General features: G+C 60.0%; 22 protein-coding genes. 1 reads left to right on the top strand and 21 read right to left on the bottom strand.

All coding sequences use genetic code 11. The features are described from left to right. The 7 genes from BUA36_RS03975 to BUA36_RS03945 form a co-directional block, all read right to left on the bottom strand. Positions 1-262, bottom strand: a 262-nt coding sequence (locus BUA36_RS03975; RefSeq protein WP_139260332.1) for a transposase, incomplete at its 3' end; no start/stop codon positions are given. Positions 263-994: 732 nt separating this feature from the next. After that, the gene (locus BUA36_RS03970; protein WP_072781507.1) at positions 995-1,462 is read right to left on the bottom strand and encodes a DUF29 domain-containing protein; all 468 of its coding nucleotides are present in this window, start codon (positions 1,460-1,462) and stop codon (positions 995-997) included. 46 nt (positions 1,463-1,508) lie between these two features. Continuing rightward, positions 1,509-2,543, bottom strand: coding sequence for a MerR family transcriptional regulator (locus tag BUA36_RS03965; protein WP_072781505.1), 1,035 nt, complete (start codon positions 2,541-2,543; stop codon positions 1,509-1,511). A 10-nt stretch (positions 2,544-2,553) separates the two neighbouring features. Further along, the gene (locus tag BUA36_RS03960; RefSeq protein WP_072781504.1) at positions 2,554-3,384 is read right to left on the bottom strand and encodes a class I SAM-dependent methyltransferase; all 831 of its coding nucleotides are present in this window, start codon (positions 3,382-3,384) and stop codon (positions 2,554-2,556) included. A 65-nt stretch (positions 3,385-3,449) separates the two neighbouring features. Continuing rightward, on the bottom strand, positions 3,450-4,340 hold the full coding sequence (locus BUA36_RS03955; RefSeq protein WP_072781502.1) for a DNA-3-methyladenine glycosylase family protein: 891 nt from the start codon (positions 4,338-4,340) through the stop codon (positions 3,450-3,452). Beyond that, positions 4,337-5,224 (bottom strand): DMT family transporter, encoded by an 888-nt coding sequence (locus BUA36_RS03950; protein ID WP_072781501.1) that lies wholly within the window; start codon positions 5,222-5,224, stop codon positions 4,337-4,339. The genes BUA36_RS03955 and BUA36_RS03950 overlap by 4 nt, the downstream gene beginning before the upstream one ends. A 73-nt stretch (positions 5,225-5,297) precedes the next feature. Then, positions 5,298-6,320, bottom strand: coding sequence for an XdhC family protein (locus BUA36_RS03945; RefSeq protein WP_072781499.1), 1,023 nt, complete (start codon positions 6,318-6,320; stop codon positions 5,298-5,300). A gap of 44 nt (positions 6,321-6,364) precedes the next feature. On the opposite strand from BUA36_RS03945, the gene BUA36_RS31405 reads away from it, so the two are divergent. After that, the gene (locus BUA36_RS31405; RefSeq protein ID WP_255490708.1) at positions 6,365-6,493 is read left to right on the top strand and encodes a hypothetical protein; all 129 of its coding nucleotides are present in this window, start codon (positions 6,365-6,367) and stop codon (positions 6,491-6,493) included. Here the strand turns inward: BUA36_RS31405 and BUA36_RS03940 are convergent. The 14 genes from BUA36_RS03940 to BUA36_RS03875 form a co-directional block, all read right to left on the bottom strand. Further along, positions 6,490-6,885 (bottom strand): surface-adhesin E family protein, encoded by a 396-nt coding sequence (locus tag BUA36_RS03940; protein ID WP_072781498.1) that lies wholly within the window; start codon positions 6,883-6,885, stop codon positions 6,490-6,492. The genes BUA36_RS31405 and BUA36_RS03940 overlap by 4 nt on opposite strands. A gap of 16 nt (positions 6,886-6,901) precedes the next feature. Further along, positions 6,902-7,990, bottom strand: coding sequence for a M48 family metallopeptidase (locus BUA36_RS03935; RefSeq protein ID WP_072781496.1), 1,089 nt, complete (start codon positions 7,988-7,990; stop codon positions 6,902-6,904). 22 nt (positions 7,991-8,012) lie between these two features. After that, on the bottom strand, positions 8,013-8,462 hold the full coding sequence (dut, locus tag BUA36_RS03930) for a dUTP diphosphatase (protein ID WP_072781494.1): 450 nt from the start codon (positions 8,460-8,462) through the stop codon (positions 8,013-8,015). Next, the gene (gene coaBC / locus BUA36_RS03925; RefSeq protein WP_208861850.1) at positions 8,463-9,686 is read right to left on the bottom strand and encodes a bifunctional phosphopantothenoylcysteine decarboxylase/phosphopantothenate--cysteine ligase CoaBC; all 1,224 of its coding nucleotides are present in this window, start codon (positions 9,684-9,686) and stop codon (positions 8,463-8,465) included. Between the two features lie 18 nt (positions 9,687-9,704). Continuing rightward, a complete protein-coding gene (gene lspA / locus BUA36_RS03920; RefSeq protein WP_072781491.1) occupies positions 9,705-10,208 on the bottom strand; it encodes a signal peptidase II in 504 nt (167 codons plus the stop codon). A gap of 65 nt (positions 10,209-10,273) precedes the next feature. Next, positions 10,274-13,141, bottom strand: a complete 2,868-nt coding sequence (ileS, locus tag BUA36_RS03915; protein ID WP_072781489.1) for an isoleucine--tRNA ligase — start codon at positions 13,139-13,141, stop codon at positions 10,274-10,276. A 63-nt stretch (positions 13,142-13,204) separates the two neighbouring features. Then, complete coding sequence (locus tag BUA36_RS03910; protein WP_072781487.1) at positions 13,205-14,161, bottom strand: bifunctional riboflavin kinase/FAD synthetase; 957 nt, start codon at positions 14,159-14,161, stop codon at positions 13,205-13,207. 114 nt (positions 14,162-14,275) lie between these two features. Next, positions 14,276-15,499, bottom strand: a complete 1,224-nt coding sequence (locus BUA36_RS03905; protein ID WP_229255598.1) for a tetratricopeptide repeat protein — start codon at positions 15,497-15,499, stop codon at positions 14,276-14,278. 72 nt (positions 15,500-15,571) lie between these two features. After that, the gene (locus BUA36_RS03900) at positions 15,572-16,000 is read right to left on the bottom strand and encodes an ExbD/TolR family protein (protein WP_202413757.1); all 429 of its coding nucleotides are present in this window, start codon (positions 15,998-16,000) and stop codon (positions 15,572-15,574) included. Positions 16,001-16,060: 60 nt separating this feature from the next. After that, the gene (locus tag BUA36_RS03895) at positions 16,061-16,489 is read right to left on the bottom strand and encodes an ExbD/TolR family protein (protein ID WP_072781483.1); all 429 of its coding nucleotides are present in this window, start codon (positions 16,487-16,489) and stop codon (positions 16,061-16,063) included. Between the two features lie 6 nt (positions 16,490-16,495). Next, positions 16,496-17,389 carry a MotA/TolQ/ExbB proton channel family protein gene (locus BUA36_RS03890; protein WP_167544246.1) on the bottom strand — a complete coding sequence of 298 codons (894 nt, stop codon included), beginning with the start codon at positions 17,387-17,389 and terminating at the stop codon, positions 16,496-16,498. Between the two features lie 84 nt (positions 17,390-17,473). Next, complete coding sequence (locus tag BUA36_RS03885; RefSeq protein ID WP_072781482.1) at positions 17,474-18,136, bottom strand: energy transducer TonB; 663 nt, start codon at positions 18,134-18,136, stop codon at positions 17,474-17,476. Between the two features lie 517 nt (positions 18,137-18,653). Beyond that, entirely contained in the window at positions 18,654-20,192 is a 1,539-nt protein-coding gene (locus BUA36_RS03880; RefSeq protein ID WP_072781480.1) for a SpoVR family protein, read from the bottom strand. A 12-nt stretch (positions 20,193-20,204) separates the two neighbouring features. Beyond that, on the bottom strand, positions 20,205-21,473 hold the full coding sequence (locus BUA36_RS03875; RefSeq protein WP_072781479.1) for a YeaH/YhbH family protein: 1,269 nt from the start codon (positions 21,471-21,473) through the stop codon (positions 20,205-20,207). Between the last annotated feature and the right edge of the window lie 20 nt (positions 21,474-21,493).

Here is a 21,493-nt window from a genome sequence, read left to right as displayed (position 1 = left end):
GGACCGGCGCCGTTGACGCCAGCACCACCGGCAATAGACCATCGTCGCGCATTAACGCCGCTGCACCGAGACGTCCTTGCTGATACAACCGACGCCAGCTGAACACCTGGTTGGCATTGACGCCATGGTCGCGCGCAATGCGCGCCACCGAAACACCTGGCTGCAGCGACAATGCCACCAAGGCACGTTTGAACTCCAGCGGATGCTGACGGTAGTGACCACGTGAATTGGTGGAAGTGACTGGTTGAAAATTTGTGTCCATAATCAAAATTTGTGGGCACAAATGCCGTGCCAAAATTAGATCATGGATGGTGCTGCGAGCAGAGTCTAGACGGCGCTGGCTTTACGCTTACTTTTCACCTCAAACAGGTGCGTCAGGTGTATAAAATTTCACGCAAGAACATTCTTGCAAAAAAAACATCTCGTTGGGTTAAATTTGTCCCTTCCTTTGAGCGGACTGCACCACTGAAGATAACTTGTGATGGTCTAGCCAAGCTAGCAGGTCGGCCTTTTGGTATAGACACTTCTGATTCGTGCTACTAACTCCTCTTACAGAGTGCTGGATATACAACGGCCCAGTGCCAAGTCTTCTGAGCGTCTCCAGTGCACTAACTGAGCTTCGCGGAAAGATAGCTGCTTCTTGCGTCGTCAATGGCGCACTGTCTGGCAAGTTGTGAAGTGCAGCAACCATTAACAGCTCTTCATTTTGAGGCATCGGGGACTTTGGACGGTCGATTTTGATACTCCGGCAACAACGATGGATGGACACTTTTAGCATAGTGACTCAACTTCGCGTCCGCTTACTTAGGCAAGTTTTAAAGTGCCATTGGTGGCGGGCCAAAGGTGATACACTTCGTGGCACGTCCTCTTGAACCCTGCACCCGCTAGCTCCTTGCCACGTTTCGCCTTTAGGTTCAATGGTTCTGCCCTACTTGACGCGTCTCTGGAGCAAGTCTCCTGTCCCCGCAACCAAATTCTAAAGCCGTTGATACCGTTAAGGTTCAACGGCTTTTTCGTTTTCGCCCGGGAAAAATTCTTCGTCGAGGATTTGCTCGACGGTGTAAGGATTTTCTGCCGGGAAGACAGTGCGAGAAAGTTTGGTCTCCCGTGCGGCGGCGCGTGCTGCCTTGGGATAGTAATACGCGACATATTCATCGATGTGCGGCCGCAGGCTGGGCATCTGGTTGAAGATGCCCAGAATAGCGATACGGTGTTGAATGATGGTGCTGACCCAGCTGCGCGAGCGCCGTTGAGTCTGGAATTGGTATTTCAGCAGGTGTGTCATCAGACCGCACAGCCGGCTGGCGACTTCGTTTTTGTCTTTTCGTACTTGGTACCCCAGCTCGGAAATGATGTTTTCCAGATCCAGCTGATCGAATTGTCCGGCGCGTAGCAAGGCGATCTGGGTTTCGGTCCAGATCAGCGCATCGGTTTCGTAAAGGCTGTTGAGGTGATCGTCCATGGGGCACCATCGTAGAACGGCAAGCGGACTTTCACTTTATGCGCGATCAAGCGGCGCTGCAAGCAGCCACGGCCTGGCGGATGTAGGCGATGATGGCTGGTGTGACCCAGGTTCCCCTCAGCAGTTCGGGCTCGTTGTCATGTGCATGGCGTATCCTGGCCTGCACTTGCGCACTGTCGCCCGCGCGGGCGCGGAACAGCGCCATCCATTCCTGTGCCAGGGCCTGTGACGACGGATGCTCTGGCGGCACACCTTGCTGCATGTGCTGATGCAGGCGCATGAACAGCTTGAGCCATTCATTGACCTGCTTGCGGCTGTTGGCGCGCAAGTGGCGCATCTCTTCTTCGTTGAGGTATTTCGCATATAGCGCCATCTTGTGGGCGTTGAAGGCCTCGCCGATATATTCCTTGACCCCCACCGGTACCACCGTGCGACGCCCTGCCAGTTCCTCATTTTCCAGCATGGCCGACATGCGCCACGCGAATTCAGGATTGGCGCCGGTATCGTGTTCGAGTGACTCCATCCAGCGCTGGGACAGCCGCCGCGCTTCCTCGGTGTCGGCCGCGACGCCGCGCGCCATCATGGCTTGCGCTTCTCCGACCATCGCGCGCCAGCGGGCGTTGCGGCGTGCCTCCTGCTGCCAGAAGGGCAGGCGGCGCAGTTCTTCCGGCGTGAAGTACTGCTCATACAGCTTCATCTGCTCCAGCGCGTCCAGCCAGTCTTCCAGCGTGGGATCGTCGTCGCCCGCCATTTGCTGTTGCAGGCGCGCGAGATGGCCACGCAGCGCGCTGGCCTGTTCGATCTGCTTGTCCAGCGCGTCGATCTGCTGGGCGACGATGTCGGCAAATGGCGCGTCTTCGCTATCGAGGAAGGTGGCGATGTCCGCCAGCGACATGCCGAATTTGCGCAGTGCCTGTATGCGGTGCAGGCGCGCGACATCGGCGCGGTTGTACAGGCGATAGCCGGCATCGGCGCGCGCGGATGGTGTCAGCAGGCCGATGCTGTCGTAATGGTGCAGGGCGCGCACGGTGAGGCCGGTGCGCGTCGCCAGTTCGCCGATTTTCAGTACATTCTTTTCCATGCCGGATAGTTTAAACCGTGGCACGCAGCAGGCGGAAAATGCCGCTCAGGCGCGTTCCGTAGCGCGTGCCGAGCGACTCCGCGTCGAAGTCGTCGAGATGCCGGAAGCCCTGCTGGCGCAGCACGTGCTCCAGCAGCGGTGGCTCAAAACTGCTTTGCAGATGTTCGCCTTGCGCGGCCAGCGCTGCGGCGATGAAGTCCAGACCTGTGCGTTCCTGTTCGCTCAGGTGCTTGCGGTGGACGCAGTAGTCGAACACGATGCTGCTGCCCGGCGCGCAATCGGCGATCTCGCGCAAGGTCCGCATGACTTCATCCGGCTTGAGGTACATGCTCACCCCCAGCCACGAGAAGCAGGCCGGCAGCGCGGCATCGAAGCCAGCTTGCAGCAGGTCTTCCATGAGCGCGGTGGTGGTGAAGTCGGTAGCGACATAGCGTACGTGCTCAGGTTCCGCGATGCCGGCGGCGCGCAGGCAATCGCGTTTCCATTGCAGCATGGCGTGCAGGTCGACTTCGTAAATGCGTGCTGCTGCTGCGTTACTGCGGTAGGCATAGGTATCCAGGCCGGCGCCGAGGATCACGTATTGCTGGACGCCGCGCTGCTGTGCATCGCTCCAGCTGTCTTCGGCAAGGCGGGCGCGGACGGCCATGGCGGCGCGCATGGCGGCGGCCAGGGGGTGCTGCTGGCGCTGGTCGTCTGCGCGCAACTCAGCTTCGCGTTCGCTGCCAAGTATGCGCAGGGCCAGTGGATCGCGCAGGATCAGCGGTGCGTCGTACAGCTGATGTGCGGCACGCGCAGTGGCGGTGACCCAGGCGCTGGGCTTCAGTGGGGATGGAAATGCCATATTGCTCTCCTTGTTGGTAGTAGAGAGAGCGTAGAGCCTGACGTAACGTCAGGCTCAAGCAAAATTTAGTCGCGCGGGTGCAGGCTGGCCCACAGGTGGGCGGCGGCCATGGTGCGGTGAGGGCTGTAGCGGGCGAGGATTTCCTCGGTGCGCTTGATGTCGGGTTTGGCCTCTTCGCCCAGCAGTGTTTGCAGCGCGGCGCGGATGGCGACATCGCCGTGCAGCGAACAGTCGGCATAGCCGTAGCCGCGCAGCAGGCCGTAGTTGACGGTCCACGGGCCGATGCCTTTGACGGCCAGCAGGTTGGCGGAGATTTGTTCGATGCTGTTATCTTCCGCGACGTCCAGACGCAGTTCGCCGCTGGTTACCAATGCGGCCAGCCGCAGCACGGTTTCCGCCTTGGCGCGCGAGAATTTGTGGCTGGTGAGGTCTTCCAGCGTCAGTTGGGCTGCGCTGGGCGCATCGGGATAACACCATAAGCCGCTGCTATGCTGACGGCCTGCTTGCAGCACAAATGCGCGGCGCAGCGAGATGGCAAACGCCAGGTTGATCTGCTGGCCGATGATGGCCCAGGTCAGCGCCTCGAATACGGTGGCCGATTGCACGATGCGCAGGCCGGGCTGCCGGCGCGCCAGTGCGGCAAACAGTTTGTCTTTTTTGACGAAGGTGCTGAATGGCGCGGGATCGATACGCAGGCCTAGGATGCTGAGCGCCGCTTCGCGCGCCTGCTGCTTGCCTGCTGCGCTGAGCGTGCCTTCTGCGTGGACGGTGCAGATGGCGTTTTCTCCATGTGGCAGCGCGATATCCAGCACGACTGGCACGCCGTCCAGCAACACGCCTTTGCGCAGCCGGTCCGCGCTGACTTCTTCTGCGACGCTTTCAATGTCGCGGCGGTGAAAGGCCAGGACGTCGTCCAGACGGTAATCTACCGGCAGCTCCAGCGTGAACGGCTTCATGCCGTCGCCTTGCGCAAGAAGCCCCAGCCTGGCCGGAAGCCCGTCACCAGCGCCGTGCCGGTGAGGACGATGGCTGCGCCGGCAAAGGTATACCAGCCCACCGTCTCGCCCAGGAATAGCACGCCCCACAGGATGCCAAACAGCGGGCTAAGGAAGGTCACCGTCAGGGCAGATGATGGACCAACGTCCTGAATCAGGCGGAAGTAAATCATGTAGGCGATGCCGCTGCAGAGCACACCCAAGGCAATCACCGCGCCCATGATGCCGACGGTGGGATCACCGGGAGCCGGGAAGAAGGGCAGCACTGGCAGTACCAGCAGCGTTGATGCCCACATGGAGCCATGTGCATTGGCAAACGGTTCGACAGCCTTGGCCTGCTTGGCGTAGTTGCTGGCGATGCCGTAGTTGAAGGAGGCGAACAGCACGGCGGCAATCGCAAGGCCTGCGCCGGGCTTGGAGCTGACGTGGTCAAAGCCCACCAGCAGCGCGACGCCGCAGGTGCCCAGCGCGAGGCCCAGCAATACTTTGCCGCTGACCATGGTGCGCGACCATACGGCGGCAATCAGCGTGCCCCACAGCGGCGTGGTGGCGTTCAGCACCGCCAGCAATGACGCGGACAGCGTGCGTGCGGCAAATCCAAACATCAGGAAGGGCAGGGCGGAGTTGAACAGGCCAAGGATGAGGAAATGCTTCCAGTGCTGTTTCAGGTCCAGCTTCTTCCTGAGGAATACGCCAACTGCTGCGAGGAAGAGGGAGGCAAACAGCACGCGGTATTCGATCAGCACGGCGGCGCCCAGTACGGGAGCGGCAATGCGCATGAACAGGAAGGAGCCGCCCCAGATGGCGGCAAGCAGGAAAAGGCGAAGTAGGTTGGCGGTGCTCATGCTGATTCCAGTTGTGTGTTGGCGCCGGTATTGTCGCCGGATGATGCGGCTTTACGCCAGCCGTTTCTTGCTTTTAAACTGCGCCGCTTTCAACCACGCACACGGCGTCGCCGGGTGTGGTCGGCGCGGCGGCATGCGGCACGATCATGTCGGTCGGGACGCCGTTTTTAATCGCGGTCATCTCCGCCAGGATGGAGATGGCAATTTCCGAGGGCGTCTTGCTGCCGATGTACAGGCCGATCGGCCCGTGCAGGCGCGCCAGCTGCTCCGGCGTCAGGTCGAATTCCAGCAGACGCTCGCGCCGCTTGGCGTTGTTCTTGCGCGAACCGATGGCGCCGACGTAAAAGGCCTCCGACTTCAGCGCTTCCATCAGCGCCAGGTCGTCCAGCTTGGGATCGTGCGTCAGCGCCACCACGGCGCTGCGCCGGTCCAGCTGCATGGCCAGCACGATATCGTCCGGCATATCGTGCACCAGCTCCACGCCGTCCACATGCCAGCCGGCGCGATACTCTTCACGCGGATCGCAGACGATGACGTGGTAATCCATGGCCGTGGCAATCTGCGCCAGGAAGCGCGACAGCTGCCCGGCGCCGATCACCAGCAGCCGCCAGCGCGGACCGTGGATGGTTACCATGGCCTGCTCGCTGACCTGCAACTGCGTGCCCGGAGCGGCCTTGGACAGCTCCACTTCGCCGGTGTGCAGATCGACGCGGCGCTGCACCAGCTCATGCCGCTCCAGCCGTGCCAGCAGTTCGTCGATGCGGCTGCGCGACGACAGAGGCTCGATCGACAGCTCAATGGTGCCGCCGCATGGCAGGCCGAAACGGTGGGCCTCGTCGGCGGTGATGCCGTAGCTGACGATTTCCGGCGTGGTGCGGTGTATGCCCTCGTTGCGTACACGGGCGATGAGGTCGTCCTCGATGCAGCCGCCGGAGACGGAACCAATCACCGTGCCATCTTCGCAGATGGCCAGCGTAGCGCCGATCGGGCGCGGACTGGAGCCCCACGTCTTGATGACGGTGATGAGCTCACAGCGCCGTCCGGCGGCGATCCATCCGGCGCTGGTTTTCAATACTTCGAGGTCGATAGAGTCCATGAATGGAATATACTACGGCTCTCTAAAGCTTGCAGGGAACTGAGATGCCACACAAGGAAGATGATGGTAGCCCTAAATTCGGCCGCCTGCTGATCGTGCTGATTTTCGCTGTGCTGGTCTGCGCCGGCCTGACCTGGCTGATGGCGACGGTGTTCCCCAACTTCCCCAATTAGATCTTGCAAGCCGCGGCCAGCGCGCTGTCAAACGGGCTGTCGGGCACGATGTCTTCCGGGTTGAATTTTTCGAACTTGTAGTTTTCGACCGGCTCACCCTTGCCCATGGTGTCCGGATAGTAGACCTGTGCGAGCAGGGTGGTGGTGTGCTCTTCGCACGCATACACGTGCAGCATCTTCACCGAGCGATACAGCTTGCCTTCGGGGGTTTTCTGCTGCCGTGCATAGTTTTGCATGGACCAGACTTTGCGCGTCTTGTCGATCTTGATGACGCTGGCTTTATCGATGTAGACGGTATTGCCGGCGCTGCCGCTGACTTTCATCCATTGCGCCGCCTGCGCCAGGCCGGCCACCAACATCAACATCACTGCGATCAGGCCGGACTTGTTCATGGCGCACTTCCGCAAGTTAAGGGATCAAAGGCCGCTTGGCAGCCTGCTTGTTCCTGATTTCCGTCACCGTCTTGTCGATCACGGTCAGGCGATGGGCGACGGCTGGGTGGTTTGCAGTATAACCGTTGAGCACCGAGGCCGGATATTGGGTGGCCAGCCGCTGCCAGAAGGCGCGTGCGCCATCCACCTTGTAGCCGGCGCGCGCCACCATGTACAGCGACAGGTAGTCGGCTGCCGCATCGAGGTCTTGCGGCATCGGCTTGACGCCAGCGGTGCCGATCAACATGGAGACATCGGGGCGCGCGGCCACCAGGTTGTCGATGATGCTGCCGATGGTATAAGCCTGTTTGGTGGTGGCCGCGTGACCCAGCACATTGTGGGCGATGTCCTTGGCCAGCACGTAGGCGATGGCCTCGTCGCTCTGCGCGAAGTTGACCATGCCGCGCGTGATCATCACCCGCTGGCCGTCGGAATAGGCATTGACGTTATCGGCGTTGCCGATATCGATCTTGAAGGCGCAGGCGCGCGTCACCGGCACTTTGAGCTGCTGGGTGGCGCCATTGCGCGACACGGTCAGGTCCAGCGACTGGCTGCTGCTGGCCAGCGGGCCAAGGATGCCGGCCGCCAGCGTTTCCGCATTGGCGCCCACCGGCAGCACCTTGCCGTTGGCGGCGATCAGGGCGTCGCCTTTGCGCAGGCCGCCGCGTGCGGCGCCGCTGCCGGACAGCACACTGGCCACTTCCAGGCGGTCGCCGTAGTTCAGCACCGCTTCGGCGGCATCGACAAATTCACCGGAGTAGGAGTATTTGTTCTTGGCGGTGAAGCCGAGCAGGTTGCGCGCCTGCGTGCGGCACAGGTCCGCGTTGTTGATGAGGAGGGGAGCGGCAATCCGGTACAGGCGGTCCTGCAGCGCCACCATCTGGCTCAGTTGCGCGCGCGCAGTGGCCATTTTGGCGGTAACGACGGGCGGCTCTTCGGTCACGCTGCTGACCACTGCGGGCGCAGGTTCCGGCGCTGCCGGCGTGGCCTGGAAGGTGGAGCAGGCGGATAGCAGCGCGCTTGCCGCCACAAGGGAGAATATACCAATGTTATGCGTCTTGTTCATCCCTGTGCTCCGTCTCCATTTTTTAGTGTTTGCCAGTGCTGCCGAAACCGCCGGCGCCGCGTTCGCTGGTGTCGAATTCCTCAACCACGTTAAAGCCGACCTGCACGACCGGTACGATAATCAGCTGCGCCAGGCGTTCCATCGGGTTCAGCGTAAAGGTGCTGTGGCCGCGGTTCCAGGTCGAGATCATCAACTGGCCCTGGTAGTCGGAGTCGATCAAGCCTACCAGATTGCCCAGCACGATGCCGTTCTTGTGGCCCATGCCGCTGCGCGGCAGGATCATGGCCGCATAGCCCGGATCGGCGACGTGGATCGCCAGGCCGGTCGGAATCAGCACGGTCTGACCCGCTTCAATCACCATCGGCGCGTCGATGCAGGCGCGCAGGTCCAGACCTGCCGAACCTGGCGTTGCGTACGCCGGCAGCTGGTCTTTCATGCGCGGGTCAAGGATTTTAACGTCTACGTTTTTCATTTATTTAGCAAATAAGGAGTGTTGCGAGATCCGTTTCGAGATCTCCGAAATCAGTTGGCGCGCCAGCGTCAGCTTGTCGGCGCGCGGCAGGATGGTGTGGCCGTTTTCATCGAACAGGATGATGGTGTTGTCGTCCTGGCCGAAGGTGTGGTGGCCGATATTCCCTACTAGCAGAGGGATGCCTTTTTTCTCGCGCTTGTCGGCGCCGAACTTCACCAGGTTTTCCGATTCGGCGGCAAAGCCGACGCAGTAGGGGTGGCCTGCCAGGTTGGTTCGGGCTGCCACCGTGGCGAGGATGTCCGGATTCTGCTCGAACTTCAGGTCGGGCGCGGTGCCGTCCGGATTCTTCTTCAGTTTCTGCTCGCTGGCGTTGGCGATGCGCCAGTCGGCCACCGCTGCCACCGCGATGAAGATGTGCTGGTGATCGACGTCGGCCATCACTGCATCAAACATCTGCTGCGCACTCTGCACATTGATGCGCTGGACGCCAAACGGCACCGGCAGCGTGACCGGGCCGGAGACCAGCGTCACTTCGGCGCCCGCTTCACGCGCGGCGCGTGCTACGGCGTAGCCCATCTTGCCCGAAGACAGATTGGTGATGCCGCGTACCGGGTCGATCGGTTCGAAGGTCGGGCCGGCGGTAATCATGATGCGTTTGCCCGCCAGGACTTTCTGCTGGAACGAGGCGATGACTTCTTCCAGCAGCTGTTCCGGCTCCAGCATGCGGCCCAGGCCTACTTCGCCGCAAGCCTGGTCGCCGGCCGCCGGACCGAAGATGGTGATGCCGTCGTCGCGCAGCTGCTGCACATTGCGCTGGGTGGCCGGGTTCTGCCACATTTCCACGTTCATGGCGGGTGCGATCAGCAGCGGCACGTGGCGCGGACGGGCTACGCACATGGTTGACAGCAGGTCGTCGCAGGCGCCGTGGGCCAGCTTGCGGATGAAGTCCGTCGAGCAGGGCGCGACGACGATGGCGTCCGCATCGCGCGTGACGTCGATGTGGGCCATATTGTTGCTGACGCGCGGGTCCCACTGGTCGGTGTACACCTGGCGGCCGGATAGGGCCTGCATGGTGACAGCCGTGATGAAGTGGGTGGCCGCTTCGGTCATCACCACTTGCACCGAGGCGCCGGCCTTGGTAAAGGCGCGGCACAGTTCTGCGGCTTTGTAGCAGGCGACGCCGCCCGACAGGCCGAGAACGATTTTCTTACCAGTCAATTCCATCATGATGGCTGCTCCGTGTTATTTGTTCACCCGGCGTAGTTCGTCCAGGATGAACAGGCCGGCGCCGACGCAGATCGCCGAATCGGCGACGTTGAAGGCCGGGAAGTGGCCCAGGCCGCGCCAGTAGAAATCCAGGAAGTCGACCACGTGGCCATACAGCAGGCGGTCGATGACGTTACCGAGTGCGCCACCCAGTATCAGCGACAGCGCCCAGGCAAACATGCGCTGGCTACCGTTTTTTTTCAGCAGATAGACGATGAAGATGGCGGCGACGATGCCGATGCCGGTGAAGAAGTAGCGCTGCCAGCCACCGCTGTTGCTCAGGAAGCTGAATGCCGCGCCCTTGTTATAGGCCAGTACCAGATTGAAGAACGAGGTGATGGCTTTCTCTTCACCGAGCTGGAAGGTCTTGGTGATGGTGATTTTGGTCAGCTGGTCGATCAGGATGACGAGAGCAGCGATGCACAGCCAGGGCGTCAGACTCGCCGAGGACTTGGTCGGGAAGATTTTTTTGGTGGCCATAAAAGTAGTCGTTTGTTTGTAGCGGCGTCGCCGCCGCGTTCTTTTAAAACGCAGCGGCCGTCATATTAAGCGAACTTGCGTTTTTCGCCCGCACCAAACAGGTTGCTGTAGCAGCGGCCGCACAGGGTCGGATGGTCCGCGTGGGCGCCGACGTCGGCGCGGTAGTGCCAGCAACGCTCGCACTTTTCCGCCGTCGATGCCGCCACGGCGACTGCTTCTTCCGACTCCGCCGCCACTTCGGTCACCGATGCCAGCGAGGTGATGAAGATGAACTTGAGGTCATCATCCAGGCTGGCCAGCGCCTTGAACTTGTCGCCGGCAGCCTTGATGCTCAGTTCCGCCTGCAGCGAGGAGCCGATCGCGCCCGAGGTACGCAGGTCTTCCAGCTGCTTGGTGACTTCGGTACGCACTGCGCGCAGCGTTGCGTACTTGGCCAGCAGGGCTTCGGCATCGGCCAGTTCCGGCAGCTGCCACCAGGTCTGGGTGAAGATGGTTTCGTCGCTGGCTTTCCAGCCTTCTGCACCGGCGAAGATTTCCCATGCTTCTTCGGCGGTGAAGGACAGCGCAGGCGCCATCAGACGCAGCAGGCTTTGGGTCAGGTGCCACAGCGCGGTCTGGGCCGAACGGCGCGACGACGAGGTCACGCCGGTGGTGTACAGACGGTCTTTCAGGATGTCCAGGTAGAAGCCGCCCAGGTCTTCCGAGCAGTAGTTCTGCAGCTTGGAGTAGACCGGCTGGAATTCGTACTGCATATAGTGCGCTTCGATTTCCTTCTGCAGCTGCGCCATGTTGGCGATGGCGTAGCGGTCGATTTCCAGCAGCTCGGCGACCGGCACGGCGTCTTTGGCGGCGTCGAAGTCGGACAGGTTGGCCAGCAGGAAGCGCAGCGTGTTGCGGATGCGGCGATACGATTCGGTCACGCGCTTGAGGATCTCGTCGGAGATCGACAGTTCACCGGTGTAGTCGGTCGAGGCGACCCACAGGCGCAGCATGTCGGCGCCCAGCTTGTTCCAGACGTCTTGCGGCGCCACGGTGTTGCCGATCGACTTGGACATCTTCTTGCCTTCGCCATCGACCACGAAGCCGTGGGTCAGCAGCGCCTTGTACGGCGGGGCGCCGTTCAGCATCGAGGAAGTCAGCAGCGACGAGTGGAACCAGCCGCGGTGCTGGTCCGAACCTTCCAGGTACAGGTCAGCCGGGAAGGCCGATTGCTCCTTGTGCGAGCCGCGCAGCACGGTCTGGTGGGTCGAACCGGAGTCGAACCAGACATCCAGCGTGTCCTTGTTCTTCTGGTAGTGGGCCGCTTCGTCGCCGATCAGATCTTTCAGGTCCAGCGCCTGCCAGGCATCGATGCCGCCTTGTTCGATCAGCTTGGCCACCTGTTCCAGCAGTTCCGGCGTGCGTGGATGCAGGGCGCCGGTTTCCTTGTGGACCACGAAGGCCATCGGTACGCCCCACTGGCGCTGACGCGACAGGGTCCAGTCGGGACGGTTGGCGATCATGCCGTGCAGGCGCGCCTTGCCCCAGTCCGGGAAGAATTCGGTCTGCTCGATGCCGGCCAGCGCGGCCTGGCGCAGCGTGGCGCCGCCGTCGTTTGGATGCACGTCCATGCCGGCGAACCACTGCGAGGTGGCGCGGTAGATGATCGGCGTTTTATGGCGCCAGCAGTGCATGTAGCTGTGGTCGAACATCTTGACTTCAAACAGCGCACCCGCATCCTTCAGCGCGGCGCAGACTGGCTTGGAGGCTTCCCAGATGGTCATGCCGCCGAACAGCGGCAGCGACTCGGCGTATTTGCCGTCGCCCAGCACCGGGGTCAGGATCTGTTCGTCCTTCAGGCCGTGCGCCTTGCACGAGATGAAGTCGTCCAGGCCGTAGGCTGGCGCCGAGTGGACCACGCCGGTGCCGCTGTCTGCGGTCACGTAGTCGGCCAGGTACATCGGCGACAGGCGGTCGTAGAAGGCGTCCGATGCGTGCAGCGGATGACGGAAGCTGATGCCGCTCAGCGCTGCGCCGTCGCAGGTGGCGATGGTGACGCCTTCCAGCTTGTAGCGCGCCAGGCAGGATTCCACCAGGTCCTGGGCCAGGATCAGCAGCAAAGGCTGGCCATCGCGCGAGGTCTCGACCAGCGCGTATTTCAGTTCCGGATGCACGTTCAGCGCCTGGTTGGACGGGATGGTCCATGGCGTGGTGGTCCAGATGACGATGAAGCCGTTCTCGGTTGGCAGCTTGTCCAGGCCGAAGGCGCTGGCCAGCTTGTCGAATTCGGCAAACTTGAAGCCGACGTCGATTGCCGGGTCGCGCTTGTCCTGGTATTCCACTTCCGCTTCGGCCAGTGCGGACTGGCAGTCGAAGCACCAGTTGACCGGCTTCAGGCCGCGATAGACATAGCCTTTTTCCAGCATCTTGCCGAGGGCGCGCAGTTCGTCGGCCTCGTTGGAGTAGTTCATGGTCAGGTAAGGATTCTGCCATTCGCCCAGTACGCCCAGGCGGATGAAGTCCTTGCGCTGGCGGTCGACCTGTTCCAGCGCGTAGGCGCGGGCCTTGGTCAGCACGTCGGCGGTCGGCAGGTTTTTGCCGTACTGTTTTTCGATCTGGATTTCGATTGGCATGCCGTGGCAATCCCAGCCCGGTACATAAGGCGCGTCGTAGCCGGCGAAGGTGCGGGCCTTGACCACCATGTCTTTCAGGATCTTGTTGACGGCATGGCCGATGTGGATGTCGCCGTTGGCGTACGGAGGACCGTCGTGCAGGATGAATTTAGGACGGCCAGCGGCAGCCTTGCGCACGCGCTCATAGATTTTCTTGGTTTGCCATTGCTGGACCCAGTTCGGCTCGCGCTTGGCCATATCGCCGCGCATCGGGAACGGGGTTTCGGTCATGTTGACCGGGTATTTACTTTCAGGCTTCTTTGCGGATTTGTTATCGGACATGGTGTGCGTTCAGTGATTTATTTGGGTGTTCTGTGTAGCCGGCGCTCGTAGCTGATCGCGCGGTCAAATTCGGTCGGTGGCGCGCTTGGCGAAGAAGTCGCGGGCGATGGCGGCGTCGCGGTCGATCGCGGCGGTCAGCGTCGGCAGGTCGATGTACTTTTCTTCGTCGCGGATTTTCTGCAGGAATTCGACGCGCACCTGTTTGCCGTAGCAGTTCTGGGCGAAGTCGAACACGTGCACTTCCAGCAGCACGCGGCCGCTGTCATCGACGGTCGGGCGCACGCCCAGGCTGGCCACGGCGGGCAGCGGCTGTTCGCTCAAACCATGCACCTGCACGATGAAGATGCCCGACAGCGCAGGGCGGTGCGGCACGCGCAGGTTCAGGGTCGGGAAGCCCAGCGTGCGGCCCAGTTTCTGGCCGTGGATCACATGGCCGGAGATGGCGTAGGGATGGCCCAGCAGTGCTTCGGCATGCGGAAAATCGCCTTCGCCCAGCGCGGCGCGCACGGCGGAGGAGGATATGCGGGTGCTGCCGTTCATCACGGTCGGCAGGGTCTCGACGTGGAAGCCGTATTTCTGGCCCGCTTCCAGCAGCATCTGCACATTGCCGGCGCGGCGGGCGCCATAGCAGAAGTCGTCGCCGACCATGAGCCATTTGACGTGCAGTCCTTCGACCAGCACTTTCTCGGTGAACTCCTGCGGCGTCAGCGCGGCAAAGGAATCGGAGAAGTGTTCGACGATGACGCGGTCGATGCCATTGTCGGACAGCGATTGCAGCTTGTCGCGCAGGTTGGCGATGCGGGCCGGGGCACGCGACAGGTCGCCAGCCTTGCGGGCGAAGAACTCACGCGGATGCGGTTCGAAGGTCATCACGGCCGCTTCCAGTTCCAGCCTGGAGGCGGCAGCGCGCACGCGGGCCAGCAATGCCTGGTGGCCCAGGTGGACACCGTCAAAGTTGCCGATCGTGAGCGCGCAGGGCGCACGCGCCGCTGCATTGGGAAGACCTCGAAATACCTTCATGGGAATCTTGGGGGAAACTTGTCGCAAATAGGGGATTATACGGGGAATCCCTCAAAGCGAAAAAAAAGCGCTGCCGGCGGGCCGGACAGCGCTTTGTGCATCAGCCTATCCGAATTACATCGGATGGTTAATGTTCATGGTCCAGTAGCGGGCCAGGTCGGCGGTGCCGTCCGTGCCTTTGACCGATTTCAGGGTGTTCAGCGCAGCCGCTTTCTTGCCAGCGATGTTCTGCGCCAGGCCCTGGTGCAGTTTGATGGCTTCCGGATTTTTACCGGTACCCAGTTTCACAGCTTCCTCCAGCAGTGGCAGACCTTTGTCAGCCTTGCCTTGCGAAACCAGGGCGAAGCCCAGGTTGGCCAGCGCGTCAGCATCCTTGGCCTTTTCAGCTTCCGCCTGGTTCGCAGCCAGTTTGGCGTCGAACTCGGTCTGGGTCTTGGCCGCCAGGTCTTTCAGACGCTGGTGACGGGCAGCATCTGCACCGGTGCCCAGTGCGCCTTTTTTGTAGCCCTGATCGATGATCTTGATGGCTTCAGCCGGGTTGCCGGCTTGCAGTGCCAGCTGGCTCATTTCCATGTAGTCGTTTGGCTTGGTCAGCAGGCCCAGCGACAGGCGCAGACGCAGCAGGTCCAGCGACAGCGTCGACGAGAAGCCTGGCTTGGTCTGGACGCGTTGCAGCAGGTCGGCCCAGGTCTGGGCTTTTGGATAGCTGGCAGCCATCTTTTCCAGGGTCTGCACGTAGCCGGCCTTGTCGTTCTGTTTGAGCTGGATGTTGGCCAGCATGCCCAGCTGGTTTTCGCTCAGGTTTTTGGTGGACTGCAGTTCTTTGGCAGCCTCAGCATATTTGCCCGAGGTGTACAGGATCTGGACGATGTATTCGTGTGCCGAGCTATTGTTTGGATTGTCTTTCAGCACGCGCTGGAACCAGGTCACAGCTTTGTTGTAGTCCTTGGCGCGGTAGTAGATACCAGCCAGGGCTTCCGAGAATTTGGCGGATTCGGCAGGCGACAGCTTGCCCGAATTGATGACCGACTCAAAGGCGCGGGCAGCGGCGTCGTTATCGCCAGCAGCCACAGCAGCCGAGGCACGGGTGCGCTCGATCAGATAGGTTTCATTGGCGGTTTTGCCGCCGACTGCGTCAGTTTCTTTCAGTTTGGCAAGTGCTTCCTTGTTCTTGCCGGCCGCGGCCAGTTTCTGTGCTTCTTGCAATGGTTTGCCGATTTCTGCGCGCACCGTTTCTGCTGCGTAGGCGACCGACGAGAAACCTGCGATGGGGGCTGCTGCAGTAAAACCAATAGCGGCCATTACCAGGCCGAGATGAGCGAGACGAAACTTGGTCATGGGTGAGTTTTCTTTCATCAAAAAACGAAAATAGGCAGGAAGGGTCCTGCCTATTATTTTACATGGGACGTATTACTGGAACTGTTCGTTACCGACCAGACCAATTTTGGTCACGCCCAGACGCTGGGCCGAAGCCATCACGCCTGCTACGACTTTGTACGACACCAGCTTGTTCGGACGCAGATGCACTTCCGGCTGATCAGCTTGCGCTGCGACATCGGTCAGTTTCGCTTCCAGGGTGCCGCGGTCAGGAACCACTGCGTTATCCCACAGAATCGTACCGTCGAAGTCGACGTCAATCGTAATGACCACTGGTTCCTTGGTTGGCGGTGGCGGGGTGCCGACCGGCATGTTCAGGTTGACCGAATGGTTGGCTTTAGGAATCGTAATGATCATCATGATAATCAGCACCAGCATCACGTCGATGAGGGGCGTCATATTCATTTCCATCATTGGTTCCGGATCCGCGCCTGCGGATGGGGAGCCGACATTCATACTCATGATGTTTCCTTTTAAGAAGGGCAGACCTGACGTATCAGGTCTGCGATGCACTGTCGGGTATTAACCCTTATCAGGCGGTTCGGTGATGAAGCCGACCTTCTGAATACCAGCACGCTGGGTAGTGTAAATAACCTTGCCGATTGCTTCGTAGCGGGTCTCTTGGTCACCGCGTACGTGGACTTCCGGCTGAGGCAATTTAACAGCTTCCACCTTCAGATTGTCGAACAGTTCGTTCGCATCGCGCATCTTACGTTGATTCCAGTAGATGTCGCCATCTTTGCTCACGACAATGTTCACGTCTTCCGGCTTGGTCTGAATAACCTGGTTGGTTTCTTCTGGCAGCTTGATCTTGATCAGCTTCAGAACAACCGGGCTCGTGATCAGGAAGATAATCAGCAGAACCAACATGATGTCCACGAGGGGCGTCGTGTTGATTTCCGACATGACTTGATCTTCGTCTCCGCTATCGGAGCCTACGGACATGGACATGGTTAATTACCCAACTTTTTTGGAGCCGGTTGCGGTCGACATTGCGCCCGAGATCAGCACCGAGTGAACGTCAGCCGAGAAAGCACGTACGTCTTCCATTGCCGACTTGTTACGACGTACCAGCCAGTTGTAACCCAGAACGGCTGGAACTGCCACGAACAGACCGAAAGCAGTCATGATCAGCGCTTCACCCACTGGACCTGCTACTTTGTCGATCGATGCGTTACCCGACATGCCGATGGCGATCAGTGCATTGTAAATACCCCAAACGGTACCGAACAGACCGATGAACGGTGCGGTCGAACCCACGGTTGCCAGGAACGACAGGCCGTCTTGCAGACGCGATTGAACTTTGTCAACAGCGCGTTGGATCGACATGGTCACCCAGGTCGACAGGTCGATTTGTTCCAGCAGGGCGCCGTCATGGTGCTGGGTAGCCTTGGTGCCGGTTTCAGCGATGAAGCGGAATGGCGAGCCTTCGGTCAGCGAAGCCGAACCAGCAGCGATCGACGAAGCTTTCCAGAACTTGGCCGAAGTTTCTTTCGACTGTTTGAAGATCTTGGTCTGGTCGATCAGTTTGGTGATGATGATGTACCACGAACCCATCGACATCAGCGACAGGATGATCAGGGTGCCGCGCGAAACGAAGCCTGCTTCCCACACAGCAGCGAAGCCGTATGGATTGTCTACTTCTTCTTTACCGTGAGCTGCTGGTGCTGCTGGAGCTTCTGCTGCTGGCGCAGGTGCTGCTGCCGCATCCGCTGGAGCGGCTGCTGGGGCCGAAGCGGCTGCCGAGGCTGGCGCGTCAGCGAACGCTGGGGCGCTTACCAGGGCGGTGGCTGCGGTCACCGAGAACAGCACAGCGGCCAGTACAGCGGACAAACGGGTATTCTTAAACATGCTTCCTCCAAATTGATAAAATAATCAGATCGCTGGCGTAGTGACAACGAAAATTACTAATTGAGACGGTGTTCTGCCTCGGTTTTACTCCAGCGTCCAGACGTATTGCATCTGCTGCCAGCCTTCTTTCGGTACGCCGTCTTCAGTAGCCGGTTTGAAACGGCACTTCGTAATACCAGCGACCGCAGCTTTATCCAGATCTCTAAAGCCGCTTGATTTCACAACCTTACCCTCGGCAACGTGACCGTCGGCAGCAATCAGGAACGACAGCTGGACAGTACCGGTTTCTTCGTTACGCAGGGACGACTTCGGCCATTCCGGCTTGGCGCAAGTGCTGAAGTCAACCACAGCAGCGGTACGCACGCCAGTCTTCGCTGGGCCTGGGGTAGGCGCTGGCTGGGCTGGTGGTGCTGGACGGATATCCGTCGTTGCCGGTTTCACGTTGGTCGCGTTAGCGATCACGTTCTGCGGTGGTGGGGGCTGCTGCACGTTCACCTCAACTGGCGGGATGAATGGCGGTGGTGGTGCCTTCATCTCTGGCGGAGGTGGCGGTGGTGGGAGTTCTTTCGGTGGAGGAGGTTTGACCTCCTCAATGATCTTGGTCTCCACTGGTGCGACCATTTTGGCCACCAGACGTTTTCCCAAGCCCGTCACGATCCCATAAGCAACCAGGAGGTGCAACAAAACGACAATAGTGATGCCTGTAAAGTTCTTCCCGGTGCTTTTCTCGTTGTGCGTGAAATTCATGCCTGCTTTCTCCAATACCAACTCTCTTTGGTGCTACTTAAACCCCAAAATGGCGACACAAAACAACAGCCGCATCCGGGACGTCGGCGAATTATACATACGAATTCTTGATTTTACATAGAATTTTCATCCCTAAAACCGGTTAAATTTCATAGGGTTTTCCTATGTGGTAGCGCTCACTTTGCACCGTTCTGGCCCAATCAACAAGATTGCCCAGCGCATTTTTGTGCGCTGACGCACCACGACGTTACTTAGTTTTCCCTTAAGGACAAAAACGGAATTTTATCCAGGTAATTTTACTACGAACAATTGATAATTTGGCTGCAAATGTTTCTTTTTTGAAATTCTTGCTCGGCTCGCCAGACCGTTCAAAGCAGAAAAATATTGACTTCCGGTTCGTGCCATGCCCTCAATGAAAAAACCGGGGCCGGCGCGCCCCCGCCGACCCCGGTTCAGACTCTTGCAAGAGCCGTGCCTGATAGCCACGGCGTACAAAAAGCCTTATATATATGTTGGGTCAGGGAATACGGCCGCGTTTCTCCCGTTTGACTTCGAGTGAACTGACAACGTCGCCATTGGGCGCCACGGTTTCCAGATGGACGTCGAAGCCCCATAAGCGTGCAACGTGCTTCAGGACCTCGCCGGCCTGCTGGTTCAGCGGACGGCGCTGGAACTGGGTATGGCGCAAGGTCAGCGCGCGGTCGTCCTGCGTATTGACCGACCAGACCTGGATGTTGGGTTCACGGTTACCGAGGTTATATTGTTCTGCAAGCTGTTGGCGCACGTATCGGTAGCCCAGGTTGTCGTGGATGGCGGACACGCTGAGCTTTTCATTGTTGTCGTCGTCCAGCACGGCAAAGAAGTGGAACTCGCGGATCAGCTTGGGCGAAAGGTATTGGGCAATGAAGCTTTCGTCTTTGAAATTGCGCATTGCGAAGTCCAGCGTCTTGCGCCAGTCGCTGCCGGCGATGTCGGGGAACCACTCGCGGTCCTCGTCGGTCGGGTGTTCGCAGATGCGGCGGATGTCGGTCATCATGGCAAAGCCCAGCGCATACGGATTGATGCCGCTGTAATACGGGCTGTTGACGGGCGGCTGGTAGACCACGTTGGTGTGGCTCTTTAAAAACTCCATCATGAAGCCATCGCTGACCACGCCCTCATCGTACAACTGGTTGAGGATGGTGTAGTGCCAGAACGTGGCCCAGCCTTCGTTCATGACCTGGGTCTGGCGCTGCGGGTAGAAGTACTGGGAAATCTTGCGCACGATGCGGACCATCTCGCGCTGCCATGGCTCCAGCAGCGGCGCGTACTTTTCGATAAAGTACAGCAGGTTTTCCTCAGGCTCCGGCGGGAAGCGCGGCGCGGCCTTGTTGACTTCCTCTTCCTCGCGCCTGGGCAGGGTGCGCCACAGTTCGTTGATCTGCGACTGCACGTAGGCCTCGCGTTCCTTCTGGCGTGCACGTTCCTGCGCCAGCGACAGCTTGGCGGGCCGCTTGTAGCGGTCGACGCCGTAGTTCTGGATGGCGTGGCAGGAATCCAGCAGCAGTTCGACCGCATCGATGCCGTGGCGCTGTTCGCACTCGGCGATGTAATTCTTGGCAAACACCATGTAGTCGACGATGGCGTCGGCGTCGGTCCAGGTGCGGAACAGGTAGTTCCCCTTGAAAAAGGAATTGTGACCATAGGCCGCATGCGCAATCACCAGCGACTGCATGGTCAGGCTGTTCTCCTCCATCAGATAGGCGATGCAGGGATTGGAGTTGATGACGATTTCGTAGGCCAGCCCCATCTGCCCGCGCTTGTAGCCTTTTTCGGTGCTGAGGAAGTGCTTGCCGAAGGACCAGTGGTTGTACGACACCGGCATGCCGACCGAGGTGTAGGCATCCATCATCTGCTCGGCAGTGATGATTTCCAGCTGGTTCGGGTAAGTATCCAGCCCGAAGCCCTCGGCCACGCGGCGGATTTCCTGGTGTATCTGCTCGATCAGCTCAAATGTCCATTCGGATTGCTCCGGCAGGGCGTTCGGATGCTTGGGCTTGGGCGTCATGTCGTTCATCAATGTGCTCCACTACTTCGGCTGTTTCTTGAACAGTTCACGGAATACCGGATAAATATCAGCCGGCGTCACAATTTTCTGCATGGCGAAGTGCGGATGGTGGTCCGGCACCTGTGAGTATTGCTCCCACAGGTTTTGCGGCGGGCCATCGGTGATCTCGACATAGGTGTAGTACTGCACCTTGGGCATGATGGTGTTGACCAGCAGCTGGCGGCACAGCACCGAATCGTTGTCCCAGTTGTCGCCGTCCGAGGCCTGGGCCACATAAGCGTTCCAGCTGCCGCCGCCAAAGCGCTCATCGATCACCTTGTCCAGCAGGTGCAGGGCAGAGGACACCACCGTGCCGCCCGACTCGCGCGAGTGGAAGAATTCCTCCTCATCCACCTCGGCCGCGGCCGTGTGGTGGCGGATGAACACGACTTCAATCTTGTCGTACACGCGCTTGAGGAACAGGTACAGCAGGATGAAGAAGCGCTTGGCCGTATCCTTGCGCGTTTCGTCCATCGAGCCGGAGACGTCCATGATGCAGAACATCACCGCCTGCGTCATCGGCTTGGGCACCTTGACGCGGTTGGTATAGCGCAGGTCGAACGGATCGATGAACGGGATGGCCAGCAGCCGCGTGTGCAGATGGTGGATCAGCTTTTTGAGCTCGACCACGCGCGGGTCCTGCAGCGGCACGCCTTCCAGCAGCAGCTCTTCCAGCTCGCGCTCGGCCTCGACGACGCGCTTGCGCGAGCTGCCGCCGACGGCAATGCGGCGGCCCAGGGCGCCGCGCAGCGAGCGCAGCACATGGATGTTCGACGGCGTGCCCGACATATTGTAGCCGGCGCGCTGGTTCTTGAAATCGGTGGAGGCGGTCAGCTGGGTCTTGACCATGTGCGGCAGTTCCAGGTCTTCGAAGAAGTAGTTCATGAACTCTTCGCGCGACAGCTCGAAGATGAAGTCGTCCTCGGTGAGCTGGTCGCTATTGCCGGCCTTGCCGCGGCCGGCGCCGCCACCGCCTTTGGGGCGGTTGATCTGGTCGCCTTTCTGGTATTCCTGGTTGCCGGGGTTGACCACTTCCCAGATGCCGCCGTGGGCATGGCCAAACGAGGGCTCGCTCACATCCTTGACCGGGATGGAGACTTTTTCGCCGTTCTCAACGTCGGTGATGGAACGGCCTTTGATGGCGCGTCCCACCGCGTCCTTGATCTGGGCCTTGTAACGTCGTAAGAAGCGTTCGCGGTTGACTGCGGACTTGTTCTTGCCCTGCAAACGTCGGTCGATGAGGTAAGTCAAAAGATGCCTCCTGCTGCTAT

The sequence above is a fragment of the Duganella sacchari genome (assembly GCF_900143065.1).
Taxonomy (GTDB): domain Bacteria; phylum Pseudomonadota; class Gammaproteobacteria; order Burkholderiales; family Burkholderiaceae_D; genus Rugamonas; species Rugamonas sacchari.
Note: the sequence above shows the minus strand (reverse complement) of the source record. Positions and strands in the feature narration are given on the sequence as shown.